Here is a 16,032-nt window from a genome sequence, read left to right as displayed (position 1 = left end):
GATTTCAATTCCCTACTTAACGCTATTCTTTCATGTCGTGCAGTTGGTAAGATAAGCAGATAGGATTTTTACTATATGGGCAGACAGCCATTTCTGCATCAATATTGAACACCTTTTGTAAATTTTGCTTTGTCATCACTTCATTTGGCTGACCATTCACAATTAATTGTCCGTCTCTCATTGCAATCATAAAGTGTGAAAAACGAGAAGCATGGTTCAAATCGTGTAATACCATCACAATCGTTCGTTTTTCCTCTTTATTTAGCTTTTGTAACAGTAATAAAATATCGAGCTGATGTGCTAAATCTAAATAAGTAGTAGGTTCATCAAGTACTAAAATATCTGTTCCTTGAGCTAATGCCATGGCAATCCATACTCGTTGACGTTGCCCACCGGATAGTGCCTCTATCGGACGGTCACTAAACTCTCTAAGGCCTGTAACATCTATAGCCCAATGAATATATTCATAATCTTCCTTGTGCAATGTACCAAACCCTGCTTGATGTGGAAAACGGCCATAGGATACTAGTTCAAAAACTGTTAATCCTCCTGGAGCTGTTGCTGTTTGAGGCAATATCGCCATTCTTTTCGCCACTTCTTTTGTCTTTAATTGATGAATCGCTTTTCCATCTAAGTAAACTGCTCCATCTTGGGTCCGTAGTACACGCGCAACTGCCTTTAATAAGGTAGATTTGCCACAGCCGTTTGGACCAATAATCGTTGAGATTTGCCCTTTTGGAATTTCTACACTTAAATCATGTACAATGAGCGTCGAGGAGTAACCAATAGCCACACGATCTATTTCAAGAACTGACATATAACCCTTCCCTCCTTTTATTAATTTCGCCTTGGCGTCATTGCGCTGAGTGATGATAAAATGACAAATTACTAGCTTAGATTTGTAAGCCAAATTGCGCTGTATACAAACCATAATAAGCATTTTGTCTATCCATTAATTGCTCATGAGTACCTTCTTCTATAATTCCTTTTTTCGATACAACGACAATTCGATCAGCATCTTTTATCGTTGCTAAACGGTGTGCAATCACTAATGTTGTACGGCCTATTGCGAGCTCGTTTAAGGCTTGTTGAATTGCCTGCTCGGTTTCTGTATCCAAAGCAGACGTTGCTTCATCCAAAATCAATACTTTAGGATTTTTCAAGAATATACGTGCAATCGATAATCTTTGCTTCTGTCCGCCTGATAATTTCACGCCACGTTCACCAACTAATGTATCCATACCATCAGGTAGCGCTTTAATGACATCTGTAAGCTGCGCTCGCTGTGCAGCAAACCAAATATCTTCCTCACTCGCGTTTAAATCACCATAAGCAATGTTTTCTCGAATTGTGCCATCAAACAAAAAGACATCCTGTTGAACAATTCCTATATGTGAACGTAATGATTGCAGCTTAAAATCTCGTATATCAATGCCATCGACTTTTATTGAACCTTCATTTACTTCATAAAAACGTGGTAATAAACTGCAGATGGTAGACTTCCCTGCACCAGATGGACCTACTAACGCAACCGTTTCACCAGGATGTACCTGTAAATTAATATGATGTAAGGCATGATTATTTTCAGAGTAACCAAACGATACATTAGTAAATGTAATTTCACCTTCAATTTCATCGATAGCTTTTGCCTCTGAACGATCTGCAATTTCAGGTGCTGTTTCTAGAAATTCAATGTATCTTCTAAACCCTGCCATTCCTTTCGGATAACTTTCAATAAACATATTAATTTTATTGATTGGGTTTAAGAGAATACCTGATAATAAAATAAATGCAATGAATTCACCATTTGTTAAATGGCCTTTTAAAACGAAATATGCACCTACAAATAGCGTGAATAATGACAAAATTTTTGTGAGAATGCCTGAAATCGCTTCATTCCAAGCCATTACTTTATAGGAAAAAAGTTTTGTCATTCGAAATCTTTCATTGTTTACTTTAAAGCGCTTAATCTCATGCTCTTCATTCGTAAAGGCTTGTACAACACGAATACCACTTACATTGTTTTCAACACGTGCATTAAAATCTGCAATATCCCCAAACATTTGACGGAATGCTTTGGACATTAACTTCCCAAAAATAATCGTTAAAATTAAGATGATTGGAACTAGTAGGAAAATTAGTATTGTAAAGGTTGGATCAATGTAAAACATAACTCCGAATGTACCTACAATCGTCATTGCAGCAATAAACATATCCTCTGGTCCATGATGCGCAAGTTCACCAATGTCCATTAAATCATTCGTCAATCTTGAAACTAGATGTCCTGTTTTATTGTTATCGAAATAACGAAACGAAAGCTTTTGAACGTGACTAAATGCTTCCCTTCTCATATTCGTCTCAATATTGATACCTAACATATGTCCCCAATACGAAACGATAAAATGTAAAATAGAATTAAAAATATATAAAACGAATAATAATAAACTAGCCATAATAATCCACTTCAGTTCACCGTCTGGTAGAATATCATCAATCACCTTATTTAATACGATTGGAAATGCTAATTCGATAAGGGCTACTAGTATGGCACAGGAAAAATCTAAAATAAATAATCCTTTATAGGGCTTGTAATATGAAAAAAAACGCTGTAATAACATTGAGGAAGCCTCCTATTATCAATATCATTCATAGTATTCTAGTAAATAAGCTACCCAATCATACACAGGTAGCTCACATTACTTTGTACTATTTATTACTTTTGTTGAACCTTTGTAAACTCTACTATTTTTTCAGCAAGGTCTTCGGCTTGATGTAATCCTGAGAGTGGATCAGAAGCAAAATAATATTCTGGTTCTAATTCTATTGTTTTATTATTTTTAACAACATCGAGATTTTTCCAAGTGGAAGGGAATTTCTCTTCTTTATTAAAGAAATTAATAACAAAAACATAATCCCCAACATAGTCTCCTACCACTTCATAGGAAATTTCATAACGCCCACCTGTAGATTCTTTCGTATCGAAAAGCTCCTGTACCTTTTCCTGAGGCTTCATATTAAGTATTTGATAAAGTGCTCTACCACCTGACACACTTGAATTCCCTACAACTGTTGCATTTTTTTCGAATACATCATAAATAGTAAAAGTAGCTCCTTCTGGGATAACATTATTTATTTTTTCCTGTGCTTGCGCTATACGTTTCTCAAAATCTTGAACAAATGCGTTAGCTTCGTCCTGACGACCTAAATATTCTCCCATCGCTTTAACTTCATCGGTAGCCGATTTATGTGCTGTTTCCGAAAATACAATAGTTGGTGCAATCTTTTCATATTTTTCTACATCTTCTTTATTCCATGTAATGATTAAATCTGGCTTTAATTCTAAGATCTTTTCTAATGATGCACTCCCATCTGTACCAATATTGGAAATATCACCTTCCTTGTAATACGATTTTAAAAATGCTGCAAAGTCTAAATTAGCTGTCACTGCTCCTACTGGGATAACATCCAACGCTAGAATTTGTCCAAGATACCAGTCTGTCACTACCCGTTCTGCTTTTACTGGAATCTCTACTTGTCGTCCACTATCATCTGTCACAGTTCTAGTCTTTACTTCTTCTGACTTAGGTTCATTCTCTTTATGTTCAACAGATTGCTTTGTATCTTCTCCACATGCTGCAAGTAAAACGAACAAACTTAGCAAAAATGGTATTTTTACATGCCTACTTATTTTTTTCATCATTATGTTATTTTCCTCATTTTCAAATTGTTTTGCTTGCGCGAGCTGTTTCTTATTGTATTGAAAATGATTCTCATTTGTAATGGCGATTTCGGACAAGTTTGATGTATATTTCAGCCTAAAATTACTTGGTGCCATATTTGTTGCCTTTTTAAAAACCCGACTAAAATAATATTCATCTTCAAATCCAAGCGAAATAGCTATTTCTTTTATGCCATATTGATTTTCTACCAAGTAATGCTTAGCCTTTTCTATTCTTAGCTGCTGTAAATAAATTTGTGGACCTACTTCATAACGAGCCTTAAAAATACGTAATAAATGACGTGCACTTATGTTAAGTAAATCAGCAAGTGCCTGTATGGATAAAGATTCATGTATGTTTTGCTCTATATACAGACGTGCTGCTTCTGCCCTATCAATGTCGTGCGATTCCCCCTGCCCCTCAGCCAGTTCTCGAAAAACACGATAGACGAACTCATAAAAGGATGCTTTCACTGATAAATGCTCTTGAATAGAGCCCGACTGCCATTTGCTGTACATATCTTGCAAAATTGTATGTAAGGCTACTGGATTTGCAGGTATACAAGAGAAAGTCGTTTGGAATGGCTGATATTGTATCTGTAAATGTTGCATAAAAGCATCTTTGTAAATGACATCCCCTTTATAAGAGATAAGGAAGTAGCTAATGCTATTTGGTGCCGTAATATGAAGGGATTTGGACTTTCCAATATGGAAAATACTAAAGCGCTGTACATGATAAGGTTGGTCATCAATGACAATTTCTGCATCTCCTGCTGTCATGACAAGGAATGCGCTATTTTTTAAAACCTTTGTCATTCGAACATCGGTATTACTAACATAGTCAATTTGCTTTAACTGGATATTTGCATTTTGCCATAGAAGCATATAAGCATCATAATTCATTTCCGTCTCCTTTTAAAAATAGAATTATATGGAACTATTATATTGATAATGATTCTCAATTTCAATTATTTTTGATTAAATAAAAAAATCACCATCGACTATTGCTAGTCAATGGTGATTCATAATTATAGTAGGCCTTTGCCTTTAGTAGCTTTTTTCATATCTTCATTTAGCTTTTCAAAGAATTCTTCATTTGATTTTGTTGTACGTAATTTTTTCATGAAGCGCTCCGCGAAATCAGGTGCGTCCGAGAATGTTTTACGAATTGCCCATAGCTTTTCAAGTTGCTCAGGCTCAAGTAGAAGCTCTTCCTTACGTGTACCTGAACGGCGGATATCAAGCGCAGGGAAAATACGACGCTCTGCTAATTGGCGATCAAGATGAAGCTCTAGGTTACCTGTTCCTTTAAATTCTTCATAAATGACCTCATCCATACGAGATCCTGTATCCACTAATGCAGTTGCTAAAATTGTTAAACTACCGCCTTCTTCAATATTACGTGCCGAACCAAAGAATCGTTTTGGTCGATGGAACGCAGCAGGGTCAATACCACCTGAAAGCGTACGACCGCTCGGAGGAATAACTAAGTTATACGCTCGTGCTAAACGTGTAATAGAATCCATTAAAATAATAACATCACGCTTATGCTCAACTAAGCGGCGTGCACGTTCTAATACAATTTCTGCAACTTTCACATGATTTTCTGGAACCTCATCGAAAGTCGAGCTCACTACATCAGCATTTACTGAACGTTCAATATCAGTTACTTCCTCAGGGCGTTCGTCAATTAGTAATACAATTAACTCTGCATCTGGATAATTTGTTGTAATCGAATTCGCGATTTCTTTTAATAATGACGTTTTCCCTGCTTTTGGTGGTGCAACGATCAATCCACGCTGCCCAAAGCCTACAGGTGCCACTAAATCCATAATACGTGTCGATAAATTGCGTTGTGTAGTTTCAAGCTTAATTTGTCGATCAGGATATAAAGGCGTTAATGCAGGGAAATGCACACGTTCTTTAGCTACTTCTGGGTCTTCACCGTTAACAGCGTCTACTTGTAGTAGTCCATAATAGCGTTCATTTTCTTTAGGTGGACGTACTTTACCAGATACCTTGTCCCCATTTCGTAGGTCAAAACGACGAATCTGAGAAGCAGAAATATAGATATCCTCTTTACTTGGAGAGTAGTTAATTGGTCGAAGGAAGCCAAAGCCTTCTTGCGAAACAATTTCTAGTACGCCTTCCATAAAGAAATAGCCTTCTTGCTCCGAACGAGTTTTCAAAATAGCAAATATTAATTCTTTTTTCGTTAGCTTGCTATAATATGAAATTTTATATTGGCGTGCTAGGGCATAAAGCTCCTTTAACGTCATGTTTTCTAATTGAGCGATTGTCAATGCAGACATGTGCACAACTCCAGTCTTTTTCAAAATATAATTTTCATTTTTGGGGTTATCATAGAAGTTTTTTGTGATAGGCCTATATCACCTTGGCATAATTGTTACACTTTACTTTCAATACAATAGCATTTTGCTACATGAAGATAAAGTTAATCTTTTCGTACCTGTCAGCATTTTCAGTTCTTCGTTAGAAATTAAGCAGGGCGATAGATACTTCAATTTACTAGGCAAAACATTGAAGCATAACATAGCCTTATAAAACTATGGGATGGTTGAAAATTTAGAAGAAGGTACCTAGTGCAAAAAAAGATGCACTAGGTATATTTTAGAAGAAAATTTTATTTATAGCTAGGTTTTTTATCAAGAGCGTGACGACCTTCTACAAATCGTACAGTTCCAGATTTAGCTCGCATAACTACTGAATGTGTTAATGCGTAGGCTCCTTTATACTGAACACCTTTTAATAGCTCACAATCTGTTACAGCAGTCGCTGCAAAAATAGCATCGTCACCTTTAACTAGGTCATCTAAATAAAGAACTTTTTCTACGTCTACACCCATTTTTTCGCAGCGTTCTAACTGTTCAGCATCTTCTGGCACTAGCTTCGCTTGGAAGTCTCCACCTAGACATTTTAAAGCAACAGCTGAAATAACACCCTCTGGTGCACCACCTGTACCAAACATAATATCAATGCCAGTTTCATCAAAAGCAGTATTGATAGCTGCTCCAACGTCACCGTCTTGAATAAATTTAATACGTGCTCCAGCTTCTCGGATTTCATCAACAATTGCTTGGTGACGTGGTCGATCTAAAAGTGTAGCTACTACGTCCGAAATATCTTTATTTTTAGCTTTCGCTACTTGTAATAAATTATACGTAACAGAAGCGTTAATATCTACTTTACCAGCCGCTTCTGGTCCTACTGCAATTTTCTCCATGTACATATCAGGCGCGTTTAACAGATTCCCTTTATCTGCAATAGCAAGAACTGTCATTGCACCATTTGTACCCTTCGCTACAATATTTGTACCTTCTAATGGGTCAACTGCAATATCTACTTTAGGACCACCATTGCGTAAGCCAAGCTCTTCACCAATATAAAGCATTGGTGCTTCATCCATTTCGCCTTCACCAATCACTACTGTAGCATGCATTGGAATTGTATCGAACATTACGCGCATCGCTGTCGTTGCTGCATCATCTGCCTCAATTTTTAAACCGCGGCCCATCCATTTCCCGGATGCGATTGCTGCTGCCTCTGTTACTCGTACTACTTCCATCGATAAACTACGTTCCATTGTCTTATTTGCCTCCCGTTATCGGCATGTTTCTTCGCCGAAACATTCAAATTACCTCTATTGTAACATAGTTAGTTCAAAACTTTTAGCTCTCATTATTCCTTTGTCTCTGCTACGCGTGCCATTATTGTTTCACGTCGAATATCAGCGCCTAAATCACGTAATTTCTCAATAAGTGAGCTATACCCACGCTCAATATGATAGATATCGTGAATTTCTGTTTCACCTTCAGCTAAAAGCCCTGCTAATACTAATGCAGCACCAGCACGAAGGTCTGTAGCTGTTACAGTTGAACCTTGTAGTTTATTTGGGCCTGTAATAATAGCTGTATTTCCTTCAACGCGTGCAATGGCATTCATACGACGAAGTTCATCAATATGCTTAAATCGAGCTGAATAAATCGTATCTGTTATCTTTGAGGAACCAAATGCTTGAGACATTAATACAGAAAGTGGTTGCTGAATATCAGTCGGGAACCCTGGATACACTAATGTTTTCACATCAACGGCCTGCAATGTGGATAGGTCTGTTTTGGGTACAAAAATACTTTCTTCATCAATTTCGATTTTTACACCCATTTCACGAAGCTTTGCAATAATCGCCTCTAAATGCAATGGAATAACATTATCGATGGTAATGCCTTCACCTAAAGCGGCAGCCATTATCATAAACGTAGCAGCTTCAATACGATCTGGAATAATCGTATGCTCCGTACCATGAAGCTCCTCTACGCCTTCAATACGGATAACACTAGTACCCGCACCTTTAATATTAGCTCCCATGTTAGTGAGAAGAGTTGCTACATCAATAATCTCTGGTTCTTTTGCTGCATTTTCAATAACCGTACGTCCTTTTGCAAGAACAGCAGCTAACATAATATTAATGGTTGCTCCCACACTGGCAACGTCTAAAAATATTTTGGCACCAATTAATTCATCAGCACGTAAATAAATCGCTCCATGCTCATTCGTAACTTTCGCACCCAATGCCTCAAAGCCTTTAATATGTTGGTCAATAGGACGCGGCCCTAAGAAGCAGCCTCCCGGTAAACCAATCACAGCTTTTTTAAAGCGACCAAGCATGGCTCCCATTAAGTAATAGGAAGCACGAAGTTTTTTCACGTTGCCGTTCGGTAATGGTAAAGCAATCATTTCCGTTGGATCAATTGTCATTATGCCATCCTCAAATGACACTTCTCCACCGATTTCCTCTAATAATGCCTTTAACGTCCACGCATCAGAAATTTCTGGTAACCCTCCAATTGTCACTGGAGAGTTCGCCAAAATTGATGCTGGAATTAAGGCGACTGCACTATTTTTTGCACCACTAACTTTTATTGTACCCTGTAGGCGATTTTCGCCTGTAATTTTATAAACATCCATTTCGCGTTCTCCCTCATGATTGGAAAGTAATTTTTCTGCAATTGGCTCACTATATAATCTTATTATTCGCCTTTTCTCTTATTCCAATCCGCTAAAAATCCTTCAATTCCTTTTTCCGTTAGTGGATGATTGAAAAGTTGCTTTAATACTTTAAATGGAGTAGTCGAAATATGTGCACCTGCAAGTGCTGCAGCTGTTACGTGTTGCGGATGACGAATTGATGCAGCAATAATTTGCGTATCGATATTATGGATTGTAAAAATATCTGCAATCGTTTCAATTAGTTCTACACCGTTTTGACCCATATCATCTAAACGACCGATAAATGGTGATACATATGTAGCACCTGCACGAGCAGCCATTAATGCTTGGTTGGCACTAAAAATTAATGTTACGTTCGTTTTAATACCTTTGTCTGCAAAGAAGCGACATGCCTCTAAACCAGCTGGAGTCATTGGCAGTTTAACTGTAATATTCGGAGCAATTTCAGCCAATTCTAAGCCTTCTTTAATCATACCTGCTGCATCTAGAGAGATTACTTCCCCACTCACTGAGCCATCTACAAGCTCTGAGATTTCACGAAGTCGATCATGGAAAGAAACATTCTCTTCTTTTGCAACTAATGATGGGTTTGTTGTAACACCTGATAAAATACCCCATGCGTGTGCTTCTTTAATCTCTTCAAAGTTTGCTGTATCTATAAAAAATTTCATTATTTTTTCCTCCTAATCACTATTTTGACTCATCATCCTACTTGAAGTTGATTTCCGTTCTGACTGGGCGCTTTCTTAGGACCCATCAGTTGGAACGGCAATCAATTTACTATACCACTTTTGGTGATAAGCCTATTATTTAAATTTTTGCCAAAAATTTTTTATTTCAAAAACAAGAGAAGGTCGATAACAACATCAACACTTCTCTTATTATGTGTATTCATCTCTGTTTTTTTTGCGTATTAGATACTAAAATTATGCTTTTTGTGCACTACCAAATTCACGGATTTTCCCAATAACTGTCGCTTTAATCGCTTCACGTGCTGGTGCAAGGAATTTACGAGGATCATAAACAACTTTATCGTTATCAAGAACTTCACGAATTACTTTTGTAGCAGCAATTTGATTTTCAGTATTGACGTTAATTTTTGCTGTACCTAATGAAATTGAGCGTTGAATATCTTTTGTTGGGATACCTGTACCACCATGTAATACTAATGGAAGGTCTGCTAAGTTTGAGATTTCTTCCATTTCTTTAAAGCCTAAGTTTGGTTCTCCTTTATAAGGACCATGTACAGAGCCAAGTGCTGGTGCTAAACAGTCGATATCAGTCATTTCAACCATTTTACGGCATTCTTCTGGATCAGCGTACATAATACCACCGATTACGCCATCCTCGTCACCACCTACTGTGCCAAGCTCAGCTTCAACAGAAACACCTTTCGAATGAGCGTACTCAACTACTTTTGAAGTAGTCGCAACATTTTCCTCAAATGGATGATGAGAAGCATCGATCATTACAGAAGTAAAGCCTGCATCAATAGCTTCTTTACATTTTTCAAAGCTTGAACCATGGTCAAGGTGAATAGCTACAGGTACCGTAGTGCCATAAGATTCCATTAAACCTTTTACCATGTGTACAACGGAAATAAATCCGCCCATATATTTTCCTGCACCTTCAGAAACGCCTAGAATAACTGGAGATTTTTCCTCTTCAGCTGCTTGTAAAATTGCTTGAGTCCACTCAAGGTTGTTGATGTTGAACTGACCAACCGCATAACCTTCTGCTTTTGCTTTAATTAACATCTCTTTCATAGATACTAATGCCATACTAAAAATCCTCCTCTTAGGACTATTCTTTCTACATAAATATGCTATTTAATCATAGCAAAAATAACAGCCCCTGAAAAGCAGGGGCTGTTATTTTCTACGCGAAAGCGAAGCGGCAGCGTCCAACCGTAGTGCAGTGGAACGAAACGAAGGTTAGCCCCTGAAAAGCAGGGGCTGTTATTTTCTACGCGAAAGCGAAGCGGCAGCGTCCAACCGTAGTGCAGTGGAACGAAACGAAGGTTAGCCCCTGAAAAGCAGGGGCTGTTATTTTCTACGCGAAAGCGAAGCGGCAGCGTCCAACCGTAGTGCAGTGGAACGAAACGAAGGTTAGCCCCTGAAAAGCGGGGGCTGTTATTTTCTACGCGAAAGCGAAGCGCAACGGAGCGGCAGCGTCCAACCGTAGTGCAGTGTTAACGGAACGAAGGTTACGCGAAAGCGAAGCGGCAGCGTGCAGTGCAACGAAACGAAGGTTCAAAGCCCTAGTAAGGTCAGATTGTGTTCCAAGAAGGTAGATGTCGATATTTTTCGAAAGTTGGTCGATAAAATAAAAAATTTGGGTGATAAATAAAAAATTTGGTCGATAAATCGATAAAGTTGGTCGATAAACAATCAAAATTTCTCGATAAACCTTAAAACTGCAGCTCATTAAAGATTTTTGTTGCTATCATTACGCTGCACTGCAGAAAAATAAAAGAAGCTCATCGGACGCTCTTTGGAAGCTTTGCTCTGTGCGAAAGCGAAGCGACAGCAACAACTGTTTTAACTGTGCGAAAGCGAAGCGACAGCAACAAAGCGCCCAGTCGGACGGAAATCAACCCCTCGTTATGGTGATGAGTCATTTATTGTGGAAGCAAAATAATAGTAAAATGGTAGAAAACCTCTATAATAACCAAGAAAAACAGGCGGTGTTGACCACTGCCTGTTCATCTAAACGTTTACTATTTTATTAACCTCATCACGCACTTCAAAAATATCAAAAGGCTTAGTAAAATATCGAATGGCTCCTAAATCTAATGCCTCCTGTACAACGTCCAATTCACCATATGCTGTCATCATGAAAACCGGAAGTTGTGGCCATCGCTCTTTTAAGTGCTTTAAAATTTCTATGCCATCCATTCCCGGGATTTTCATGTCTAGCAGGACACAATCTATTTCCTCTTCCTCAGCATACTTCAGTGCTTCCATACCATTTGCAGCTAAATATGTACCGTAACCTTCTTTTTTCAATACTTCATTTAAAAGTAAACGAATTCCTGGTTGATCATCGACAATTAGTACTCGTTTCACATTTCATTCCGCCCTTTTTTTAGTTATTATTTTTACGTAAAATTCTCTCTATTATGTAATATTCTCCTTTAACCTATTAATACCTTCTATTATTATAAATTATCTACTTTTGCTTTATGCTCTTTTCAAACCTATAATATTGATTGAGGTGGGACCATGTCAAAAATATTAACAACACAACTAAGTGGATTATTACAAAGAATAACACAAAATGAAGAGGAAGCAATTGAAGAAACAGCGCGATTACTTGCACAGGCGGGTATTAGTGAAGGTAATGTCTATTTCGCATGCTTTGGCGAAATGCAAGTTGTCGAATTAAATGCATTTCAAGCTGTGGAACGTTTTACGAAGTTAGTCCCTTGGACAAAAGATACAATGATCACAGAAGCGGATCGTGTATGCATTTTTACACGTAACGCACACGATGAGGATGCATTAGCATTAGCACAGCAATTAAATAATCAGTTTATTCCATTTGCAGCCGTTGCTAGCGAAGTAGCTAATGCCGAAAATCCACTAGCAGATTTAGCGTATACGTATATTTCGACACGCATGCGAGGTGGTTTATTACCAAACGATTTAGGAAATCGCATAGTTGTGCCACACGCTATTGCTGCCCTTTTTGTTTATGAAGCCGTAAAAATTGCGTATGATGAAATGCTTAGTCTTGATGACGAAGAGCTATAAAGGAATCTATAAAAAGAGTTGTCTCAGTGTTAGAGACAACTCTTTTTATTAGTGTTGAAAAACAAAATGGTCAAGGAATTCTTTTAAATATTGTGGCGTTTTAAATAAGGATGATTTCCGTTCTATGCTATTAGCTTTCCTGTCGGCAAGTATCAAGTAGCCTTTAACACAAATCAACAAAAGCGTTAAAATTTTCGCATTTCAAAAGTGAACTCTAATGCTACTAACTATAATCAAACGGAAAAGACTTATAACAGTGATTCGATTTAAAACTGCTGTTGCTGTCGCACAGAATAAACATTATTGCTGAAGTTTAATTTAATATATTAAAGTGCCTTGCCAGCAGAAGAGACATACAATGTGAAGTGTTGATTGGAGTGGAGGCTGGGCGACTCCTTGGGGATTAGCGTCACAGATGAGACCCTGGAGCGAGCGACGCGAGTGAAGCGGCTCATCGGACGCACCCAGGAAAGCACCCAGCCGGAACGGAAATCAACTCCTCGTTTTGCCGAAGAGCTAAAAAAAGAGTTGTCTCAGCAAGTGAGACAACTCTTTTTTGTATTATTTAAATGTTGCTCCGATAAAATCACGGAACAATGGCTGTGGACGGTTTGGACGTGATACTAATTCTGGGTGGAATTGGCATGCTACGAAGAAATTATTTTCTGGTAACTCGATAATTTCCACTAATTTACCGTCAGGGCTTGTACCTGAGAAGACAAGACCTTCTGCTTCCATCGCTTCACGATATTCATTGTTAAATTCATAACGATGACGGTGACGCTCATAAACAAGCTCTTGACCATACGCTTGGCTTGCCTTTGAGCCTTCTTTTAACTTACATGGGTATAAACCTAAACGTAATGTACCACCGATGTCTACACTGTCGTTTTGATCTGGTAAGAAGTCAATAATTGGGTATTGTGTTTGTGAATCTAGCTCTGTAGAATGCGCTCCTTGTAAACCAAGTACGTTACGAGCAAATTCTACTGTTGCTAGTTGCATACCTAAGCAAATACCTAAGAATGGTACATTATTTTCGCGAGCATATTGTGTCGCTAAAATTTTACCTTCAACTCCACGATCGCCGAAACCACCTGGAACTAAAATAGCGTCAGCACCTTTTAAAAGCGTAGCAACATTGTCAGCCTCTACATGCTCCGCATTAATCCAGTCAATCTCAATATCAGAATTAAATGCATAGCCTGCATGTTTTAATGCCTCTACAACAGAAATGTAAGCATCTTGTAGTTCTACATATTTACCTACTAATGCTACTTTTCGTTTATTTGGTAAGCTCTTCACTTTTGCTACAAGTTCGCGCCATTCTTCCATATCCGCTTCTGGTGCTTCAATGCCAAAATGGTCAAGTACGATATCATCAATATCTTGTGCATGAAGGTTTAAAGGTACTTCATATAAATGCTCTGCATCACGAGATTCAATAATTTCGTGTGGCTGTACATCACAGAATAAAGCTAGTTTTTCTTTCATATCTTGTGGCACTTCTTGCTCTGTGCGTACAACGATAATATTTGGTTGAATACCTAAAGAACGTAATTCTTTTACAGAATGCTGAGTTGGTTTTGTTTTAAGCTCACCTGCAGCTTTAATGTAAGGGATAAGCGTACAATGAACGTACATTACGTTGTTATGGCCTAAGTTCGTTTTCATTTGGCGAATTGCTTCAAGGAATGGTAATGATTCAATATCCCCAACTGTTCCGCCTACTTCTGTAATAACTACGTCTGCGTTAGTTTCGCGACCAGCGCGTTGAATACGATCTTTGATTTCATTTGTAATGTGAGGAATTACTTGTACTGTTCCACCGTTGTAATCGCCACGGCGTTCTTTTTGTAATACAGACTGATAAACACGACCTGATGTCACTGTAGAATGTTTTCCTAGGTTAATATCAATGAAACGTTCGTAGTGACCTAAGTCTAAGTCAGCTTCTGCGCCATCATCTGTTACGAATACCTCACCATGTTGATAAGGACTCATTGTACCTGGGTCAATATTGATATATGGGTCAAATTTTTGAATCGTCACTTCTAATCCGCGATTTTTTAATAAACGACCTAGAGATGCTGCTACAATCCCTTTTCCAAGTGAAGACACAACCCCACCTGTTACAAAAATATACTTTGTCATGAAAAAATTCCTCCTTATGTTGTACTAGAAATTGCTAGTAAGAAAAGTACATTCACGCCACATGCTGATTCTAAGCATTGATGCCAATGTTTTGACAGGCTAAGAAAATAAATATTTCTCATCCCTAAAATAAGAAAAGCCGAGAATGCCTACAAATATGTAGTCGATTCGAAGCTGTAATCGTTTCTATCTCTTTTCTACTTTCCTTTTAAAAAGTTTTAACATATATTCAATCACCGCTTACTATACATCATGAATAATTTAGCGCCTTACTATTCATTCCGTCATTATAAACATGGGAGAACTTGATTGAATAAAGTTAAAAAATAAAAAAAACGCTCCTCCTGCATAGGTTTGCAGGGGGAGCGTATTACATACACGGTCTTTCTCCTTTAATAAGGAGCCCAAGTAAAAGATTAAACGTAACCGTGATAGAAGTCAAGATTTTTTACTACAAGGATAAAAGAAAGAAAATTTCAAAGAGTAATTATCTTAGGCTTCTTCCTCTTCTTCAAATTCATCTTCATCTTCATCGACAAAGTCCTCATCGATTTCTTCATCAATGTCCTCTAAATCATCTTCATCAAAGTCGATATCTTCTTTATCATCTGCTTCGTCTTCTTCATCTTCGTCTAGATCTTCTTCAACGAATTCTTCATAATCTTCATCAAAGTCAATATCTTCTTCTTCTAAATCTTCTTCTAAATCTTCTTCATCCTCAAGGGCTGCTTTAGATTTTTTCTTATGCGTTTTAACAGATGGAGCTGTTTCTTCTTCAATCTGTTCAACTTTATACCATTCACGTAAGCCCCAGCCTGTTTCTTGATTAAATAAGAAGCGGCCATCTACATTTAAATCAGTGTAAAATTGTAGTAGGCGAGCTTTTATTTCTTCATCACTATAGCCCACAAGCTCTTGCATTATTGTTAATAAGTCGTTATAAGACACTGAGGCACGTTTTTCATTTAAAATTGCATAAGCTAAGTTAATTAACGATTCTTCCGCTAATTGTTCTTTTGTCATTTCACGAAAATTCATTCGTGCACTTCCTTTCTCTCATCACATTGGACGTTTTAAAATTTATATAGCTTTATTTTCGGAGCGCAGCAAAAAAAGGCCGCACAAAAGTAACTTCCCATCATAAGCATAATACCCATTATATACAAAGTATTATCCTCATTGCTAGCTTCAATTACTGTTTTTTATATCACGCATCTTTTTTATCCCCAAGTAAAACAAATAGACAGATAATAATAGTAAAGGAACAGCGCCAATTTGCTTATCATACAGGAAAATAACTCCTACCACCAAAGCTAAAATAATGATGTAGTTAATAGCCGATTTCATCATCTATTGCGTCTCCCCTTTTTTTTACAT

General features: G+C 37.6%; 13 protein-coding genes. 1 reads left to right on the top strand and 12 read right to left on the bottom strand.

Annotated elements, in window-relative coordinates; genetic code table 11:
- Positions 1-22 precede the first annotated feature (22 nt).
- The 9 genes from B1B04_RS00540 to B1B04_RS00500 form a co-directional block, all read right to left on the bottom strand.
- Entirely contained in the window at positions 23-817 is a 795-nt protein-coding gene (locus B1B04_RS00540; protein ID WP_079559389.1) for an ABC transporter ATP-binding protein, read from the bottom strand.
- A gap of 76 nt (positions 818-893) precedes the next feature.
- Entirely contained in the window at positions 894-2,618 is a 1,725-nt protein-coding gene (locus tag B1B04_RS00535) for an ABC transporter ATP-binding protein (RefSeq protein ID WP_079559388.1), read from the bottom strand.
- Positions 2,619-2,713: 95 nt separating this feature from the next.
- Positions 2,714-4,621, bottom strand: coding sequence for an AraC family transcriptional regulator (locus tag B1B04_RS00530; RefSeq protein ID WP_079559387.1), 1,908 nt, complete (start codon positions 4,619-4,621; stop codon positions 2,714-2,716).
- Between the two features lie 125 nt (positions 4,622-4,746).
- Positions 4,747-6,030 carry a transcription termination factor Rho gene (gene rho / locus B1B04_RS00525; protein ID WP_049668004.1) on the bottom strand — a complete coding sequence of 428 codons (1,284 nt, stop codon included), beginning with the start codon at positions 6,028-6,030 and terminating at the stop codon, positions 4,747-4,749.
- A gap of 332 nt (positions 6,031-6,362) precedes the next feature.
- Complete coding sequence (gene glpX / locus B1B04_RS00520; protein ID WP_079559386.1) at positions 6,363-7,322, bottom strand: class II fructose-bisphosphatase; 960 nt, start codon at positions 7,320-7,322, stop codon at positions 6,363-6,365.
- A 95-nt stretch (positions 7,323-7,417) separates the two neighbouring features.
- Positions 7,418-8,704, bottom strand: coding sequence for a UDP-N-acetylglucosamine 1-carboxyvinyltransferase (locus tag B1B04_RS00515; RefSeq protein WP_079559385.1), 1,287 nt, complete (start codon positions 8,702-8,704; stop codon positions 7,418-7,420).
- Between the two features lie 62 nt (positions 8,705-8,766).
- Positions 8,767-9,417, bottom strand: coding sequence for a fructose-6-phosphate aldolase (gene fsa / locus B1B04_RS00510; protein ID WP_079559384.1), 651 nt, complete (start codon positions 9,415-9,417; stop codon positions 8,767-8,769).
- A 255-nt stretch (positions 9,418-9,672) separates the two neighbouring features.
- Positions 9,673-10,527 (bottom strand): class II fructose-bisphosphate aldolase, encoded by an 855-nt coding sequence (locus B1B04_RS00505; RefSeq protein ID WP_079559383.1) that lies wholly within the window; start codon positions 10,525-10,527, stop codon positions 9,673-9,675.
- A 927-nt stretch (positions 10,528-11,454) separates the two neighbouring features.
- Positions 11,455-11,814: a response regulator gene (locus tag B1B04_RS00500; RefSeq protein WP_079559382.1), complete on the bottom strand. Its 360-nt coding sequence runs from the start codon at positions 11,812-11,814 to the stop codon at positions 11,455-11,457.
- Between the two features lie 156 nt (positions 11,815-11,970).
- Here B1B04_RS00500 and B1B04_RS00495 point away from each other — a divergent pair, with 156 nt between their 5' ends.
- The gene (locus tag B1B04_RS00495) at positions 11,971-12,501 is read left to right on the top strand and encodes a DUF2529 family protein (RefSeq protein ID WP_079559381.1); all 531 of its coding nucleotides are present in this window, start codon (positions 11,971-11,973) and stop codon (positions 12,499-12,501) included.
- Between the two features lie 561 nt (positions 12,502-13,062).
- Here B1B04_RS00495 and B1B04_RS00490 read toward each other — a convergent pair.
- The 3 genes from B1B04_RS00490 to B1B04_RS25490 all read right to left on the bottom strand — a co-directional run bounded on the left by B1B04_RS00490 (position 13,063) and on the right by B1B04_RS25490 (position 16,005).
- Positions 13,063-14,655 (bottom strand): CTP synthase, encoded by a 1,593-nt coding sequence (locus B1B04_RS00490; RefSeq protein WP_079559380.1) that lies wholly within the window; start codon positions 14,653-14,655, stop codon positions 13,063-13,065.
- 492 nt (positions 14,656-15,147) lie between these two features.
- Complete coding sequence (gene rpoE / locus B1B04_RS00485; RefSeq protein ID WP_079559379.1) at positions 15,148-15,693, bottom strand: DNA-directed RNA polymerase subunit delta; 546 nt, start codon at positions 15,691-15,693, stop codon at positions 15,148-15,150.
- Positions 15,694-15,843: 150 nt separating this feature from the next.
- Positions 15,844-16,005 (bottom strand): hypothetical protein, encoded by a 162-nt coding sequence (locus tag B1B04_RS25490; protein ID WP_170938864.1) that lies wholly within the window; start codon positions 16,003-16,005, stop codon positions 15,844-15,846.
- Positions 16,006-16,032 lie beyond the last annotated feature (27 nt).

Source organism: Lysinibacillus sp. KCTC 33748 (assembly GCF_002237755.1).
In the GTDB taxonomy this organism is placed as follows: Bacteria; Bacillota; Bacilli; order Bacillales_A; family Planococcaceae; genus Lysinibacillus.
Note: the sequence above shows the minus strand (reverse complement) of the source record. Positions and strands in the feature narration are given on the sequence as shown.